This window comes from Paragemmobacter amnigenus, from assembly GCF_009908265.2.
Classification (GTDB): domain Bacteria; phylum Pseudomonadota; class Alphaproteobacteria; order Rhodobacterales; family Rhodobacteraceae; genus Paragemmobacter; species Paragemmobacter amnigenus.
Window position 1 is genome coordinate 419670 of the sequence record NZ_JAAATX020000001.1, and the last position, 16647, is coordinate 436316.

The 16647-nt window shown below is 67.1% G+C and carries 16 protein-coding genes; 9 read left to right on the forward strand and 7 right to left on the reverse strand.

The window, feature by feature from the left end; translation table 11 throughout:
* The first annotated feature begins 15 nt into the window (after positions 1 to 15).
* The 8 genes from GU927_RS02150 (at position 16) to GU927_RS02185 (ending at position 5640) form a co-directional block, all read left to right on the forward strand.
* Positions 16 to 840 (forward strand): M15 family metallopeptidase, encoded by an 825-nt coding sequence (locus GU927_RS02150; protein ID WP_161760677.1) that lies wholly within the window; start codon positions 16 to 18, stop codon positions 838 to 840.
* Between the two features lie 108 nt (positions 841 to 948).
* A complete protein-coding gene (locus tag GU927_RS02155) occupies positions 949 to 1488 on the forward strand; it encodes an adenine phosphoribosyltransferase (protein WP_217765509.1) in 540 nt (179 codons plus the stop codon).
* 186 nt (positions 1489 to 1674) lie between these two features.
* Positions 1675 to 2943 (forward strand): chromate efflux transporter, encoded by a 1269-nt coding sequence (gene chrA / locus GU927_RS02160; protein WP_161760679.1) that lies wholly within the window; start codon positions 1675 to 1677, stop codon positions 2941 to 2943.
* 85 nt (positions 2944 to 3028) lie between these two features.
* Positions 3029 to 3493 carry an SspB family protein gene (locus GU927_RS02165; protein WP_161760680.1) on the forward strand — a complete coding sequence of 155 codons (465 nt, stop codon included), beginning with the start codon at positions 3029 to 3031 and terminating at the stop codon, positions 3491 to 3493.
* A gap of 96 nt (positions 3494 to 3589) precedes the next feature.
* The gene (fumC, locus tag GU927_RS02170; protein WP_161760681.1) at positions 3590 to 4984 is read left to right on the forward strand and encodes a class II fumarate hydratase; all 1395 of its coding nucleotides are present in this window, start codon (positions 3590 to 3592) and stop codon (positions 4982 to 4984) included.
* Positions 4985 to 4986: 2 nt separating this feature from the next.
* Positions 4987 to 5163, forward strand: a complete 177-nt coding sequence (locus GU927_RS02175; protein WP_161760682.1) for a DUF4169 family protein — start codon at positions 4987 to 4989, stop codon at positions 5161 to 5163.
* Complete coding sequence (locus GU927_RS02180) at positions 5160 to 5375, forward strand: ribbon-helix-helix domain-containing protein (protein ID WP_161760683.1); 216 nt, start codon at positions 5160 to 5162, stop codon at positions 5373 to 5375. The genes GU927_RS02175 and GU927_RS02180 overlap by 4 nt, the downstream gene beginning before the upstream one ends.
* Positions 5376 to 5409: 34 nt before the next feature.
* Positions 5410 to 5640, forward strand: a complete 231-nt coding sequence (locus GU927_RS02185) for an N-(5'-phosphoribosyl)anthranilate isomerase (protein WP_161760684.1) — start codon at positions 5410 to 5412, stop codon at positions 5638 to 5640.
* Between the two features lie 105 nt (positions 5641 to 5745).
* On the opposite strand, the gene GU927_RS02190 is transcribed toward GU927_RS02185, so the two are convergent.
* Genes GU927_RS02190 through GU927_RS02200 form a run of 3 tightly spaced genes read right to left on the reverse strand, consistent with a single transcriptional unit; the run spans position 5746 to position 9129 of the window.
* The gene (locus tag GU927_RS02190; RefSeq protein ID WP_161760685.1) at positions 5746 to 7095 is read right to left on the reverse strand and encodes a cytochrome P450; all 1350 of its coding nucleotides are present in this window, start codon (positions 7093 to 7095) and stop codon (positions 5746 to 5748) included.
* On the reverse strand, positions 7092 to 8321 hold the full coding sequence (locus tag GU927_RS02195) for a hypothetical protein (protein ID WP_161760686.1): 1230 nt from the start codon (positions 8319 to 8321) through the stop codon (positions 7092 to 7094). Before GU927_RS02195 ends, GU927_RS02190 begins: the two co-directional genes overlap by 4 nt.
* Positions 8322 to 8370: 49 nt before the next feature.
* Complete coding sequence (locus GU927_RS02200) at positions 8371 to 9129, reverse strand: cytochrome c biogenesis CcdA family protein (protein ID WP_161760687.1); 759 nt, start codon at positions 9127 to 9129, stop codon at positions 8371 to 8373.
* A 93-nt stretch (positions 9130 to 9222) separates the two neighbouring features.
* Here GU927_RS02200 and GU927_RS02205 point away from each other — a divergent pair, with 93 nt between their 5' ends.
* Positions 9223 to 9456, forward strand: a complete 234-nt coding sequence (locus GU927_RS02205) for a sulfurtransferase TusA family protein (protein ID WP_161760769.1) — start codon at positions 9223 to 9225, stop codon at positions 9454 to 9456.
* 107 nt (positions 9457 to 9563) lie between these two features.
* Here the strand turns inward: GU927_RS02205 and GU927_RS02210 are convergent, their stop codons facing one another.
* The 4 genes from GU927_RS02210 to purQ all read right to left on the reverse strand — a co-directional run bounded on the left by GU927_RS02210 (position 9564) and on the right by purQ (position 16645).
* Positions 9564 to 12269, reverse strand: coding sequence for an Rne/Rng family ribonuclease (locus GU927_RS02210; RefSeq protein ID WP_161760688.1), 2706 nt, complete (start codon positions 12267 to 12269; stop codon positions 9564 to 9566).
* A gap of 546 nt (positions 12270 to 12815) precedes the next feature.
* Positions 12816 to 14144, reverse strand: coding sequence for a sigma-54-dependent transcriptional regulator (locus tag GU927_RS02215; protein ID WP_161760770.1), 1329 nt, complete (start codon positions 14142 to 14144; stop codon positions 12816 to 12818).
* Positions 14145 to 14154: 10 nt separating this feature from the next.
* Positions 14155 to 15918, reverse strand: a complete 1764-nt coding sequence (locus tag GU927_RS02220; protein WP_161760689.1) for a sensor histidine kinase — start codon at positions 15916 to 15918, stop codon at positions 14155 to 14157.
* A 58-nt stretch (positions 15919 to 15976) separates the two neighbouring features.
* A complete protein-coding gene (gene purQ / locus GU927_RS02225; protein WP_161760690.1) occupies positions 15977 to 16645 on the reverse strand; it encodes a phosphoribosylformylglycinamidine synthase subunit PurQ in 669 nt (222 codons plus the stop codon).
* Positions 16646 to 16647 lie beyond the last annotated feature (2 nt).

Sequence of the window (16647 nt, forward strand, 5' to 3'; positions counted from 1 at the left end):
TGCCGGAGTTTGCCCATGCGCGCCGACCATATCCGCCTTCTCCACAGCCGCCTTTCGGCATCGGGCCATGATCTTGGTCCCGACGTGGGGCGCCTGACCCCTGCCCTGTCGCGCGCGGTCGCTGCGGCCCTGCCGTCCCATGCGCCGCCGGCAGACTGGCAGGGCTGGCCCGCCACACGGCAGGCGGTGGCGCTCCTGCAGGCGCTCGCCCGCGCCGAGGGGGTGGAGGCAGGCCCGCTCGACGGATGGTGGGGCCCGCAGACCGCCCATGCCGCCGCGGCCATGCTGGCGCGCGACAGCACCGGCCACCTGCCCGACTGGCGCGACATCACGCCCGCCACCGCAAACCCCAACGGCTGGCCCGCCGAAAGCGGCGTCACCGCCTTCTACGGCCCGCACGGCACCCCCGACGGCCCGCGCCCGCCGCTGGTGCAGGTGCCCTCTCCCTGGACCTTCCGCATCGCGTGGAACCTGTCGCAGACGCGCAGCTTCCTCTGGGCGCATGAACGCACCGCCCCTTCGGTCGCCCGCATCCTGTCGCGCATCCACCACCATTACGGCGAGGCGCGCATCCGCGAGCTGCGGCTGGATATCTTTTCGGGCGATTACATGCCGCGCCTGATGCGGGGCAGCCGGACGCGGTGGTCGATGCACAGCTGGGGCATCGCCTATGACTTCGACGACAGCCGGAACCGCCTGCACTGGGGCGCCGACCGCGCCCGCCTCGCCCAGCCCGAATATCGCCCCTTCTGGGAGATATGGGAGGCCGAAGGCTGGGTCTCGCTCGGCCGGACGAAGAATTACGACTGGATGCATGTGCAGGCGGCAAGACCGGACTGACCCCTTCCCCGCGCTGCGGCGGGCAGATGCGCGCCGTCGCGGCGCGACCGGCCCCTCTCGACGCCTGCCGCATGGCCCGTTACACCCTATGCCGAAGCAACCGCAGGGATCGCCATGGCCAAGACCGTCAAGGATTACATCCGCACCATCGTCGACTTCCCGCACGAGGGCATCCTGTTCCGCGACGTGACCACCCTCTTTGCCGATCCGCGCGGGTTCCGCATGTGCGTGGACCAGCTTCTCGCCCCCTATGCGGGAATGCGCATCGACAAGGTCGCGGGGCTCGAGGCCCGGGGCTTCATCCTTGGCGGGGCGGTGGCGCACCAGCTGTCGACCGGCTTCATCCCGATCCGCAAGAAGGGCAAGCTGCCCGGTGCCACGATTTCCGAAAGTTACAAGCTCGAATATGGCGAGGCGACGGTCGAGGTGCATGACGACGCCATCCAGCCGGGGGAAAAGGTGCTGCTGGTCGATGACCTCCTGGCCACGGGCGGCACGGCCGAGGCGGGGATCAAGCTGATCGAACGGCTGGGCGCGCAGGTCGTGGGCTGCGCCTTCGTGGTGGACCTGCCCGATCTGGGGGGACGCCGCAAGCTTCAGTCGATGGGGATGGACGTCCACGCCCTCTGCGCCTTCGAGGGGCTGTAAACCCTGTCTTAACACCTTCCCGCTACGACTCGGGGGCAGTCGGGGGCACCCATTCCCGATGCTTGCTGCTTGCAGGGAAGGTTTCCCACCCCGCCCCGCCGGTTCACCCCGGCGGGGTTTTTCCTTTTGCGCCGAAGCAGGGCACCGTCATTGCCCTGACACGGGCCGCAGGCTAGGTCTGCACGCATGACATCCTTCCGCGACCTGTTCCGCACCTTCGGCAAGATCGGCCTGCTGTCCTTTGGCGGGCCGGCGGCGCAGATCGCGCTGATGCACCGCGTGCTGGTGGACGAACGCAAATGGCTGACCGAGAAGGACTATCTCTCGGCCCTGTCCTTCTGCATGCTCCTTCCGGGCCCCGAGGCGATGCAGCTTGCCACATGGTCGGGCTGGCGGCTGCGCGGCACGGCGGGGGGGCTGATTGCGGGGTTGCTCTTCGTGCTGCCCGGGGCTGCGGTGGTGCTGGCGCTGGCCGCGATCTACGCGGCCTTCGGCAGCGTGCCGCTAATACAGGCGCTGTTCATGGGCGTGCAGGCCGCCGTGGCCGTGATCGTGATCGAGGCGCTTTTGCGCGTGGGCAAGCGCGCGCTCAAGGGGCGGGCGGCGCTGGTGATCGCGGCGCTGGCCTTTGCCGCGCTCTTCTTACTCGACGCGCCCTTCCCGCTGGTGATCCTTGCGGCGGGCCTCTGGGGCTTTGCCACCGCGCGCGAGGCGGCGGGCGATCTGCCCGCGCCCCCGCGCGCCGCCCATACCGCGCGCACGGTTGCCATCTGGTCCGTGGTCTGGCTTGCCCCGCTGGGCCTGCTCTGGCTGGCCGAAGGCGGGCTTCTGGCCGAGATCGGCACCTTCTTTGCCAAGCTTGCCATCCTGACCTTCGGCGGCGCCTATGCGGTGCTGGCATGGATGGCGCAGGCGGTGATCGAGGAAAAGGGATGGCTCACCCTGCGGCAAATGATGGACGGGCTGGGACTGGCCGAGACGACGCCGGGGCCGCTGATCCTCGTGACGGAATTCGTGGGCTATGTGGCTGCGCACCGTCAGGGGGGCTGGCTCATGGGTCTGGCGGGGGCGGCGGTGACGCTCTGGGTCACTTTCGTGCCGTCCTTCCTGATGATCTTCGCGGGCGCGCCGTGGATCGCGCGCATCACGGCCGATCCGCGCCTTGCAGGGGCGCTTTCTGCCATCATGGCCGCCGTGGTGGGGGTGATCGCCAACCTATCGGTCTGGTTCGCGGCGCATGTCTTCTTTGCCGAGGTCGGGCGCGACAGCTATGGCCCGCTGCACCTTCTGACCCCGGACCTGTCCAGCCTCCGCCCCGACCTTGCCGCGCTGGCGCTGCTGGCGGGCTGGCTCCTGCTGCGGCGGCACTGGCCGCTGCCGCTGGTGCTGGCGCTCTGCGCGGCGGGGGGGCTTGGGCTGCATTTCCTCCTCCCCGCCATTCCGGCGGCATCCTGACGCAAAGGAACAGATAGCGCCGTGCCCCCCTTTCCTTCGGGCCCGAATCCCCCGTAAATGGGACCACCACCGGAAAGGACAGCGCATGGCCCGCTCCATCGACTACGGCAATCTGATGCATCGGGCGATGCGGGGGCTGATCCAGACCGTCCTGCGCGACGTGGCGCAGAACGGCCTGCCCGGCGCGCACCATTTCTTCATCACCTTCGACACCACCCATCCGGGCGTTGCCATCGCGGACTGGCTGAAATCGCGCTACCCGACCGAAATGACGGTGGTCATCCAGCACTGGTTCGAGAATCTCGAGGTCACCGACGACCAGTTCTCGGTCACGCTGAACTTCGGCAACCAGCCCGAGCCGCTGGTCATTCCCTTCGATGCCGTCCGCACCTTCGTCGATCCGTCGGTCGAGTTCGGGCTGCGCTTCGAAACCCATGACGACAGCGACGATGACGAGGACGAGGACGAGGGCGACGATGACGGCGACGACGACCCGCCGCCCCAGCACGACGCGCAGATCGTCAGTCTCGACAAGTTCCGCAAGCACTGACCGCGCGGCCGCCCGCGACGGTATGCGACGGTATGCCAATTGATTTTGCCGCCGCCGCCCGCTAAGGCGGGCCAAGCGAAATCAGGAGGCTTGCGAATGTCCGCCACCCGCACCGAAACCGACAGCTTTGGCCCGCTGGAAGTTCCCGCCGACAAGTATTGGGGCGCGCAGACGCAACGCTCCATCATCAACTTCCCCATCGGCTGGGAACGCCAGCCCGTCGCCATCATCCGCGCGCTGGGGGTCATCAAGAAGGCCTGCGCTCTGGTCAATATCGATCAGGGCGACATCGCGCCGGAACTGGGCCGCGCCATCGCGGCGGCGGCGCAGGAAGTGATCGACGGCCGCTTCGACGACAACTTCCCGCTGGTCGTCTGGCAGACCGGATCGGGCACGCAGTCCAACATGAACGCCAACGAGGTCATCTCGAACCGCGCGATCGAGATGCTGGGCGGCGTGATGGGATCGAAAAAGCCCGTCCACCCGAACGACCATGTCAACATGGGGCAGTCGTCGAACGACACCTTCCCCACCGCGATGCATGTCGCCATCGGCATGATGGCGCGCGACGTGCTGCTGCCGGGGCTGGAGAAGCTCTCCAAGGCGCTTTGGGCGAAGTCGCATGAATTCAAGGACATCATCAAGATCGGCCGCACCCATACGCAGGATGCGACACCCCTGACGCTGGGTCAGGAATTCTCGGGCTACGCCACGCAGGTCGACAAGGGTATCGCGCGGGTCAAGGCCTGTCTGCCCGACATCTATGAACTGGCGCAGGGCGGCACCGCCGTCGGCACAGGCCTGAACACCCGTGTGGGCTGGGACACCCGCGTCGCGGCCCGCATTGCAGAAATCACGGACCTCCCCTTCGTCACCGCCCCGAACAAGTTCGAGGCTCTGGCCGCCCATGACGCGATGGTCATGTTCTCCGGCGCGCTGAAAACGGTGGCCGCAGCACTGTTCAAGATCGCCAACGACCTGCGCCTTCTGGGCTCCGGCCCCCGCTCGGGTCTGGGCGAGCTGATCCTGCCCGAAAACGAACCCGGCTCCTCGATCATGCCCGGCAAGGTGAACCCGACGCAGGCCGAGGCGCTGACCATGGTCTGCGCCCATGTCATGGGCAATGACGCCGCCGTGGGCTTTGCCGGATCGCAGGGCCATTTCGAACTGAACGTCTACAACCCCATGATGTCCTACAACGTGCTGCAATCCATGCAGCTACTGGGCGATGCGGCGGGCAGCTTCACCGACAACATGGTGGTGGGCACGCAGGTCAATACGGCCCGCATCGACAAGCTGATGAAGGAATCGCTGATGCTGGTCACGGCGCTGGCGCCCACCATCGGCTATGACAACGCCACCAAGGTCGCCAAGACCGCCCACAAGAACGGCACGACCCTGAAGGAAGAGGCGATCGCCCTTGGCTTCGTCGATGCCGAAACCTTCGACCGTGTCGTGCGGCCCGAGGACATGATCGGCCCGAAGGGGTAAGGATGGCCGAGATCGTCAACCTGCGCGCAAAACGGAAAGAAGCGGCCCGCAAGGCCGCCCGCGCCAAGGGCGACGAGAACGCCGCTAAGTTCGGCCGGAGCAAGGCGGAACGCGAGCTGGAACAGGCGCGGGCGGAAAAGGCCGCCCGCGACCTTGACGCGCACCGGCGCGACGAATGACCGCCCGCCCCGTCAAGCACTCGCTCACCCTGCGCGGGCACCGCACCAGCGTCAGCCTCGAAGAGGAGTTCTGGCAGGCCTTCCGCGCCATCGCCATGGAGCGCGGCCTGACGCTGAACCAGTTGGCGGTCGAGGTGGACGAGGCGCGCGACGGCGATGTGGGACTTGCCTCGGCGATCCGCGTCTACGTGCTGCGGCGGTATCGCGGTTAACCGGGCGTTTACCCCTCTGCGGCAGGCTTCCGGGATGAGCCGCAATCTTCTGCCCTACACGACCGAGGGATGGATCGCCCATCTCTTCAACTCGCAGGCCGCGCGGGACGGCGGGGTCATCCGGCGTCAGGTCCGCGATGTGGAACGCTATGTGGGCCGCGAGGTGTTTCTGGCCGAAATGCGTCGGCGGGGCTTTGCGGTGCTGGAGAATGCGGGCCAGTTCATCATCATCTGCAATCAGGAACCGATCCGCCGCGTCCTGTAGCGATTTCTGACGCAGAAATCGCAGCGGAATTTGACGCAAATTCCGCCAACAGCCGTCGCGCCCGGGACCCGATTTCTGCGTGCAGAAATCGTCGCGAAATCTGCGTCAGATTTCGCCCCCCCGCCGCACCACCCGCAGCCAGACGCCATCCTTCGCACGCACCGTCAGATGCGCCACCGGCACCGGTACCCGCCCCTCCACCACCTCGAACCGGAACGCCCGGCACAGCATCGCCAGCAGAAGCACCCCCTCTGCCATGGCAAACCCCGCCCCCGTGCAGACCCGTGGCCCCGCCGAAAACGGCAACCACCCGTCCCGCGCCTGAACCTTCGTCTCTTCCCGCGCCCAGCGGTCGGGATCGAACCCGTCGGGGTCGGACCAGATCCGCTCGTGCCGCCCCAGATGCCAGGACGACAGCACCACCTGCGCCCCCGGCGCGACCTGCCGCCCCCTGAACTCCTCGGGGCAGGTCGTCTCGCGCACCATCATCGGAACGGGCGGGAACAGGCGCAGCGCCTCGCGAAACACATCCCGCGTCAGGCGCAGCCGCGACAGGGCCGAGAATTCGGCCATCATCCCCGCCGCCTCTGCCGCCACCCGCTCCTGCACATCCGGATGCGCCGCCAAAAGCCACAGCGCCCAGCCCAAGGCGCTCGCACTCGTCTCGTGACCTGCAAGGAAGAAGATGGCGACCTGATCCACCATCTCCTCGGTCCCGAACCGCGCCCCCGTCACGGGGTCCGCCATCACCATGATCTTTGTCGCCAGATCATCCGGCGCGATGCCTGCCGCGATCTCCTCGGCCCGCCGCGCCGTTATCGCGGTGATCAGGCGCCGGATTTCGGCGGCTGCCGCACGTGTTCCACGCCGGAACCCGCGCGGCATCCAGCGCGGCAGGGGCAGGAAGGCCGCAAGGTTCAGGATCGGCTGGGTCCGCTGATAGGCGCGGAAGGCGTGGAAGACCGCCGTCGCGTCCCGATCCTCGATCGGGATGGAAAACAGCGTGCGGAAGATCACATCCGCCGCCGCGTGGGAACAGACCTCCTCGACCTCCACCACGCCCTCGGGCATCCGCGCCACCGCCGCCTCGCCCGCCGCCCACATGGCGGGAAAGGTGTCGCGCAGCCGCCCCCCCTCGAAGGCCGGATCGATGATCCGCCGCTGCCGCTTCCACTGTTCGCCATTGGTCACGAAGACCGACTGGCCCAGCAGCGGTTCCAGCCCCTCGCGCACGCGGCCCGATTTCGGAAAATCATCCGGCCGCTCCTGCAGCACGCGCCGGACCAACGCAGGGTCGTTGCACATGTAGCTGCGGAAGAAGGGCGTGCGGAATTCGGCCATCCACGCGCGGTAAAGCCGCGCGGGCTGCGCCGACAGGATGTCCTGCCGGAACAGCCGCAGATAGCGCCACCACGACACGCGGTCGGGGCGCGGTTCGGGCTTCGGCACCTTCATGCCACGCTCCTGTGGCCCGACAGCGCCCGCTCGATCCGGCTTTTCGACGCCGCCCGCCCCGCATAGCGCGCGCGCAGGGTCAGCGGCCCCGCCGTCACGCGGAAATAGTCGTAATCGCCGGGCCGGTCGAAGGCGCACATGTACTGGAAATGCAGCCGGAACCAGCGGAAGCGCATCTTGCGCCACCGCTCGGGGCTGAAGGTCTGGGTAAAGGCGCAGGACAGGACCAGCGGCCAGCGCTTGCCCGAGGGCGCGACACCGGAAACGGCCACCGCATCGCAGAGCGCAAAGGCACAGCCATCCCCCGGCGCGCTCACGTCGACCCAGGCAAGTTCCTCCCGCGTCGAAAGATAGGCCAGATCGCCCCGCAGCTTCCGCGCCTCGGGCAGAAAGGACACCATCGGCACCACCTGCCCCAGCGTCAGGAACCCCAGCGCAGGCCCGCGCGCGGGCAGCCCCTCGCGGATCAGGTCGGCAAGGATGGTGACGCCAAGGATCGCGCCCGAGGAATGGCCCACCACCAGCACCTCGTCCCAGTCCTCGGCCAATGCCACGGCGATGCGGGCGCGGAATGCCTCCATCCGCGTGACCAGAGCGGGCGGATAGGCCCCCCGATGCCCCGCCGAAAAGGCATAGTCATGCATCAGGTAATGGGCGAGGAACCAGCGGTCCCACCGCCGGAAGGCCCGCAGCACCAGCCCGACCACCGCGCCACCGGCCAGCAGCCCCAGACCGGCCCCGCCCCATCCCGGCACCAGCCCCGCCACGGCCGCGCCAAGGCCCCATCCCGCCAGCCCCGCCACCACGGCCTGCATGGACAGCATCACCACGGGATAGAGCGCGGCCAGCGTCGGCCCTTTCCGCAGCCGCCCCAGACGGAACAGCGCGCCCGAGGCCACATAGATCCATGCCGTCCTGACCATCTGCCCATAGGTCGCGGCCAGCGTCCGCCGCATCGACCCGCCGATGATATCGGCCCAGGCCAGCACTTCGACCACGGCCTCCACCGTCTCGCCGTCGATCTGGGACGCGACCGACCAGCCATGCGCCATGCCCGCAGGCTTGCGGCCCACCTCCAGCGCATAGCCGGATATGGCCGCCTGTCGCGGCCCCTCGGTCCGGTAGAACTGGCGATAGCGGCGCGTCTGCAGGGGGTCGAAGCCCGGAATGTAGAAGACGCGGCGCCGACGCACCCGCCCCGTTTCCGCCGCCGTCAGACCCGCCATCCGCAAGAACCCCGCACCCGCACGCCCCCAGTATGACGCGCGGTAAGGATCAACCCAAGAGGGGAATTCCGAACCGGTCGAAGGTTTCCAGAAGCCACCAGCTGAAATCGGTGAAGGCCCCCGTCAGCAGCGCCAACCCCACCACGACCAGCAGGGCACCCATCGCCCGCTCGATCCACTTCATGTGCCGCTTCAGCCGCGCCATCACGCCGACAGCCCGTTCGATGAACATCGCCGCCAGCAGGAAAGGCAGACCCAGCCCCGCCGCATAGACGGCCAGCAGCACCGTGCCCCGCTGCACCGATCCCTCCTGCGCGGCCAGCGACAGGATCGCGCCCAGTTGCGGGCCGATGCAGGGCGTCCAGCCGAAGGCGAAGGCCAGCCCCAGCACATAGGCCCCGAAGGCCGACCCGCCGCGGTCGCCCGCATCCAGCCGCGCCTCGCGGTCAAGGATCGGGATGCGGAACAGGCCAAGGAAATGCAGCCCGAAGACCAGCACGACCGCGCCTGCGAGTTTCGTGAAGATCGTCTGGTTGGTCAGGAAGAAGGCGCCAAAGGCGCTGGCCGTGAAGCCCAGCAGCAGGAACACCGTCGACAGGCCAAGGACGAAGAACAGCGCGGGCAGCATCACCCGCCGCCGCGCGGCCCCGCCGCCCGTCATCTCGCCCATGGAAATCCCGCCCATATAGGCCAGATACGGCGGCACCACCGGCAACACGCAGGGCGACAGGAAGGACAGAACCCCCGCCGCCAGCGCCACCAGCATCGCGGGCAAAAGCCCCGCATCCATGATCTCGACCCCGAACATGGCCCCGTGATAGCCGCTTCGCGCGCCGCCGTCACCAAGGCCTTTCGTCACATTGCCGTGGCCATCGCCCGCGCCTTGGGCTATCACCCGGCCATGCCGCAGGATTGGGACATCGATCTGGATTGCGAGGGGCTTCTGTGCCCCCTGCCCGTGCTGCGGGCGCAAAAGCGGCTGGCCGCCATGCAGCCCGGCCAGATCCTGCGCGTGACGGCCACCGACCGCATGGCCGCAATCGACCTGCCGCATTTCTGCGCCGAAGCGGGCCATGACTTCCTCGACGCAACCGAAGCCGGCCCCGTCACCGCCTATCGCATCCGCCGCGCCTGACCTTGCCCGCCGGGGCGCTGCCCCGGACCCCGGAGTATTTGGGCCGAAATGAAACGGAAAAGGCCGGAGCAATGCGCCCCGGCCCTTGCCTGCGATGCCTTGCCGGATCAGCGGCCCAGCGACCACCAGCCCTTCTTGCGCGGCTTGTTCGGGTCCTCGACCTTGGGTTCGGGTGCAGGGGCGGGGGCAATGGCCGCCACCTCTGCCTCGCCCGGATCGGCGACAAGTGCCGCCGCGGGGGCGGGCTCGGCCAGTCCCGGATCGGCGGGGAAGCTTTCGGCCACGACCGGCGCGAGTGCCGCCTCGGTGGCGACCCCGGCCTCTTTCTTGGCCTTGGTGCTGCGCGACCGGCTGGCGGGTTTCTTCGCCTTGGGCGCGGGCTCCTCTGCCGCTGCGGGGGCCTCCTCGGCCATTGCGGGGGCCGCTTCCGCCACGGGGGCGACCTCGGCCTCGGTCTTCTTCTTGGTGCTGCGCGAGCGGGTCACCTTCTTTTTCGGCGCAGGCTCCTCTTCGGGCGCTGCGGCAGCAGGGGTCTCCGCGGTCTCTGCAACCGGAGCCTCGATCACAGCCACGGGCGCGGTTTCGGTGACGGCCTCGTCGTCGTCGCCATCCTCGCCGCTCTCGCCGCCTTCGTCATCGCCTTCGCCGGCAGCCGAACCCTCGGCCCCCGCGGCGCCCTGTCCGTTGGCACCGCTGCCCTTCTTCTTGCGCCGACGGCGACGCTTCTTCTTGCCATTGCCACTGGTGCCATCGCCGCGCCCCTCGGCCGTGGCCGATGCGGGACGGGCTTCGGTCGCCTCGGCCTCTTCGGCCTCGTCCAGATCCTCGTCGAAGGGGATGTCCTCATCCTCTTCCTCGTCCACCGGCGCGCCCATCAGGCCCGCATGGCCCGAGATGACCGACGACACCTCAGGCACCACCCGCGTGGCGGTCTTGAACTTCTCGATCGAGAAATCGGGGCTGACCAGTGCAGGGTCGCCCTCGATCCGCACGCTCATGCCATAGCGGGCCTCGATCAGGGCGATATGCTCGCGCTTCTGGTTGATCAGGAAGTTGACGATGCCCACGGGTGCCTTGAGCAGCACTTCCTTGGACCGCTTGCGCGTGCCTTCCTCTTCCAGCGCGCGCAGGATCTGCAGGCCAAGGCTATCATCCGACCGGATCAGACCGGTGCCGTGGCAATGGGCGCAGGGCTGGGTGGTGGATTCGAGCATCCCCGGACGCAGGCGCTGGCGGCTCATCTCCATCAGGCCGAAGCCCGAAATGCGGCCGACCTGGATGCGCGCGCGGTCGGTCTTCAGCTTTTCCTTCAGACGCTTCTCGACGGCGGCGTTGTTCTTGCGCTCTTCCATGTCGATGAAGTCGATCACGATCAGACCGGCAAGGTCGCGCAGGCGGAGCTGGCGCGAAATCTCTTCCGCCGCCTCGAGGTTGGTCTTAAGTGCGGTTTCCTCGATCGAGCCTTCCTTGGTCGCGCGGCCCGAGTTCACGTCGATGGCCACCAGCGCCTCGGTCACGCCGATCACGATATAGCCGCCGGATTTCAGCTGCACGACGGGGTTGAACATCCCGCCCAGATAGCTTTCGACCTGATAGCGGGCGAAGAGCGGCATCGCCTCGTCATAGCGCTTCACCACCTTGGCGTGGCTGGGCATGATCATCCGCATGAAGTCCTTGGCGGTGCGATAGCCTGCCTCGCCCTCGACCAGAACCTCGTCGATCTCGCGGCTGTAGAGGTCGCGGATCGACCGTTTGATCAGGTTGCCTTCCTCGTAGATGGCAGCCGGAGCGATGGATTTCAGCGTCAACTCGCGGATCTGTTCCCACAGCCGCATGAGGTATTCGTAATCGCGCTTGATCTCGGCCTTGGTCCGCTTGGCCCCTGCCGTGCGGATGATCAGGCCCGCGCCTTCCGGCACCTCGATCTCGCCCGCGATCTCTTTCAGCTTCTTGCGGTCGGCGGCCTGCGTGATCTTGCGGGAAATCCCGCCGCCCCGTGCCGTGTTGGGCATCAGCACGCAATAGCGACCCGCCAGCGAAAGGTAGGTCGTCAGCGCCGCGCCCTTGTTGCCGCGCTCTTCCTTGACGACCTGGACCAGCATGATCTGCCGGACCTTGATCACTTCCTGGATCTTGTACTTGCGCGGGCGCGGTTTGCGCGGCTGGCTGATTTCCTCGGACACATCCTCATCCGCGACCGACTCGATCTCGTCGTCGGTGTCGCTGGCATGGTCCATGGCGCGATAGGGGCGCTCGCCATTCTCGCCGCCGTTGTCCGAGGCCGAGCCGCTGTCACGCTCGTGCTCGTGGCCCTCATGGTCTTGCCCATGGTCATGATCCGCACGGGTCGGCGCCGCACCCTCGTCCACCAGCGCATCCGCACCAACGGCCTCTTCCTCGCCCAGATCGACGACATCCATGCCGCCGATCTCTTCGGTCTTGACCGCGTCGCGCTTTGCCCCTTCGGGCTTGGGCCGCGACCGGCTGCGCGAGCGGCGGTTGTCTTCCTCGTCCTGCGCGCGGTTATAGGCGCGCTCTTCCTCGAGCAGGGCCTTACGGTCCGCGACGGGGATCTGGTAATAATCCGGATGGATTTCCGCAAAGGCGAGGAAACCATGCCGGTTCCCGCCGTAATCCACGAAGGCCGCCTGAAGCGAGGGTTCGACCCGCGTCACCTTGGCAAGGTAGATGTTCCCCGCCAGTTGCCGCTTGTTGACTGTCTCAAAGTCGAATTCCTCGACCTTGTTGCCGTCCACCACAACCACGCGGGTCTCTTCCGCATGGGTGGCGTCGATAAGCATTTTCTTTGCCATGATATCCTGATGCGCCCCGGCGCGGCCGATCCGGACCGGAGCATGCTCCGGGATCGGGGTCGAACGGGACAGGGCGGCTTGTCTGGGCAAGACGGCGCGGAACAGACGGCAGGGCCATGCCCGGTGGGCATCCCTCTGCTTTCGTCATCAAAATCGCGCGCGTCATCGCGGTTCTCTTCCGGATGCCCTGCGGCATCCACCTGATAAAGCCCGCTGCGTCCTTGGACCTGACGGGCAAACTGACGACCTCTCGGCCGATCCGACTGCGCCTTATCGCGACACCTTTCACGGCGCCTGCGACGGGGGGCAGAGAATTCCACGGCGGGCAAACCCGCGTCCTGCGACCCTAGCGGGAAAGTCGCGCAAAACACAATGGGGGAATTTGCAGGTGTGAACACAGCCGGGACTTCGGCAGCCACCGCTCAAGCGGTATCGCGCGCAGAAACCGCGCCGGAATATGACGCATATTCCGGCTCGTCCCCGGCGGGGGCCCGATTTCTGCGTCAGAAATCGGTGCGGAATTTGCGTCAAATTCCGCTTCGGCGCTCAGGTATATTCCGACCGGCTCAGCCCGTATTTGGCCATCTTCTCGTTCAGCGTGCGCCGCGGCAGGCACAGCTCGTCCATCACCGCAACGATGCTGCCCTTGTGGCGGCGCATCGTGTTGTCGATCAGCATCCGCTCGAAGGCTTCGACATATTCCTTCAACGGCTTGCCCTCGGTCGTCATGGCAGGCCCCGTCGCCTCGTTATCCGCCATCAGAAGCGAGGCAATCGACCCCGACCCCCGCCGGTTCTGCAACACCGCGCGCTCCGCGATGTTGACCAACTGGCGCACATTCCCCGGCCACGGCGCCTGCAACAGTTGCGCCGCCTCCTGCGCCGTCACCTGCGGCGCGTCGCAGCCGTATTCCTCGGCGAACTGTTCGGACATGCGGGTGAACAGCGTCAGGATATCCTCGCCCCGCACGCGCAGCGGCGGGCACAGGATCGTCATCGCCCCCAGCCGGTAATAAAGGTCCGACCGCAGCACATCTTCCAGCGTCTTGTCGGGCGCGTGTTCGTTGCAGATGGCGATGATGCGGGTTTCCGGCGGGGTGCCCTGATCGTTGATCAGCGTCAGAAGCCTCGCCTGCAAGGGCTGGCTCAGCGCCTCCACATCCTCAAGACACAGCGTGCCGCCCCGCGCCTCTTCCACCAGCGGGATCTGCCCGTCCTCGCTAGGCCCGAACAGCTTGGCCGCCAGCTGGTCCTCGGTCCATGCCGCGCAAGAGATGGTGACGAATTTCTTCGACGCCCGCGGCCCCACGGCGTGCAGCGCATGGGCCACCAGCGTCTTGCCCGTCCCCGTTTCGCCGTCGATCAGGACGTGGCTATCGGCCTGCCCCAGATCGAGGATATCCTCGCGCAGGCGTTCCATCACCGGCGACGACCCGATCAGCTTCTTCATCAGGATCGACCCGTCGGACAGTTCCTTGCGTAGCGCGCGGTTGTCCAGCGTCAGGCGGCGGGCCTGCGTGGCGCGCTTGGCCAGTTCGGTCATCTTGTCGGGGTTGAAGGGCTTTTCCAGAAAGTCATAGGCCCCGACCCGCATCGCCTCCACCGCCATGGGCACGTCGCCATGGCCGGTGATCATGATGACGGGCAGGCCCGAATCCATGCTCATCAACCGCTTGAGAAAGGCCATCCCGTCCATGCCGGGCATCTTGATGTCACTGACCACCACGCCCGGAAATTCCGGCCCGATCCCCTTCAGCGCGTCCTCGGCACTGGCATAGGTTTCGGTGTCGAACCCTGACAGGGCCAGCCACTGGCTGATGGACTGCCGCATGTCCGCCTCGTCATCGACGATCGCCACCTTCATCGCACGCGCCATATCCACCACCTCATTCCGCTGCTTCGACTTCCTTGCCCATCAGGGGCAACTGCATCTCGAAGACCGCACCGCCACCTTCGGCATTGCGCGCCGTCAGGCGCCCGCCAAGGTCCGTCACGATCCCCGAGGATATGGCAAGGCCGAGCCCCACCCCCTCTCCGGGCTTCTTCGTCGTGTAGAAGGGCTCGAACAGGTTATCCAAATCCTTGATTCCGGTGCCGTTGTCGCGCACCGCCAGCATCGCCACATCGCCCGAGGACAGGATCAGGTCGATCTGCGGATCGGCCCTGTCCCGCGTCGCGTCCAGCGCGTTGCGCAACAGGTTGATGATGACCTGCTCCAGCCGGATACGGTCGGCCATCACCATGACCGGCGTACGCGGCAGGGTGCGCGTGATCTTCACGACGCGCAGCTTCAGTTGCGGTTCCATCATCGACAGGGCGCCGGACAGGGCCGATCGCAGATCGACCGGCTCGAAGGCCTCGCCACCCTTGCGGGCATAGGATTTCAGCTGCCGCGTGATCGCGCCCATGCGTTCGATCAGGTCGTCGATCCGCTGGAACGAGGACAGCGCCTCCTCCGGCCGCTTCCTCTGCAGCAGCAGGCGCGCCCCCGCCAGATAGGTCTTCATCGCCGCCAGCGGCTGGTTCAGCTCGTGGCTCACCGCCGCCGACATCTCGCCCAGCGCGGCCAGCTTGGACGATTGCGCCAGCGTCAGTTCCGCCACCTCGAGGTCCTTCTGCACCTTCTCGCGTTCCGCGATCTCGCGTTGCAGGCGCGCGTTCAGCAGCCGCAGTTCCGCCGATTCCCGCTGGAAACTCATGCTCTGCGACCACGCCTTGCGCGACAGGACATAGAAGGTCAGCGCCATCAGGATCGCAAACCCCATGATCTCCAGCGCCAGAATCCCGTTCACCCGTTCCCGGACCGAGTCATAGGCGGTGAAGGTGATCATCCGCCAGCCGCGGAAGGGCACCCGCGCCTCGGTCTTCATCACCGCCTCGCCGCGCACATAGGCGTCCGGCGCGCTCTGCGTCCAGTCCGCCGTCGCCTGCAAGGCACGGCTCAGCGCGGATGGCGCATCCCGTACCGCCAGCGCCTCGGCCATCGGCAGACCGCGCCAGCGCGGCTCGGTCGCAAGGATCACCGTGCCTTCGCTGTTCGTGACCAGAACCGCGTCCTGCAACCCCGCCCAGGCGCGTTCGTATTTCATCAGGTCGACCGCCACCACGATCACCCCCGACGGCTTGCCATCCACCAGAACCGCGCGGGAATAGGTAAAGTCGAACCCGCCTCCTTCGCGCGCCTGCGCGGTAAAGACGGTGTCCTTGTTCCGCTGCGCCTCGACGAAATAGGGGGTGCCGCGGTGGTTGGTGCCCAGAAGGTTGCGGTTCGTCGCCGCCACCGTCCGCGCATCCCCGTCGATAAGCAGGATCGACGCCACCCCGATTTCCGACTGCACGCGGATCAGCTTCTGCGAGGTGCGCGAGAAGTCGCGGGTCTTCAACGCCTCGACCAACGCGGGATCGCCCGCCAGCAGCAAGGGCACGACCGAGGTGCGCTGCAACTCGGACACCATGTTGCCGGAATAGAGCGCAAGGCGAAGCTCGGCGCGGTTGCGCGTCGTCTCGGTGAACCTTTCCGACAGCCAGCGGTTGGTGACCAGCACCACCCCGACGGCCAACAGCACCAGAAGCGCGACAACCAGTTTCACCCGCCAGGAAATGCCCGGCGGCGCATCAGTGTCGTTTGTCGGAAGTCCGGCGTCCTGCATGGCGCCAATCTAGGCCCGCCCCGCCCCGCCCTTCAAGCCGAAGGCCGGTCGCGGGCCGTCACGCAAGCGTCAACCCGCCCATCAGCGCGCGGAACATGGCCGCGCCATCGGTGCCGCCCTGCACGGGGTCCACCACCCGCTCGGGGTGGGGCATCATGCCCAGCACGCGGCGGTTCTCCGACAGGATGCCCGCGATATCGGCCATCGACCCGTTCGGATTCGCGGCATAGGTAAAGGCGATGCGATCCTCGCCCTGCAACCGCGCCAGACCGTCCGCGTCGATCGTGTAATTGCCGTCATGATGCGCGACCGGCACCGTGATCGCCTGCCCCTTGGCATAACCGGCGGTAAAGGCGCTGTCGGCGGTAGCGACATTCAGCGTCAGCATCTTGCAGACGAATTTCAGCCCCGCATTGCGCATCAGCGCACCGGGCAGCAGCCCCATCTCGGTCAGCACCTGGAACCCGTTGCAGATGCCCAGCACATAGCCGCCGCGCGCCGCATGGGCCTTGACCGCCGCGCCGATGGGCGACTGGGCCGCGATGGCACCGCAGCGCAGATAGTCGCCAAAGGAAAAGCCGCCCGGAACCCCCACCACATCCACGCCCGCAGGCAGGGAGGTGTCCTTGTGCCAGACGCGGACCACATCCCAACCCGCCCGCTCGAAGGCGACGGCAAGGTCGCGGTCGCAGTTGGAACCGGGGAAGGTGACGACGGCGGCCTTCATCT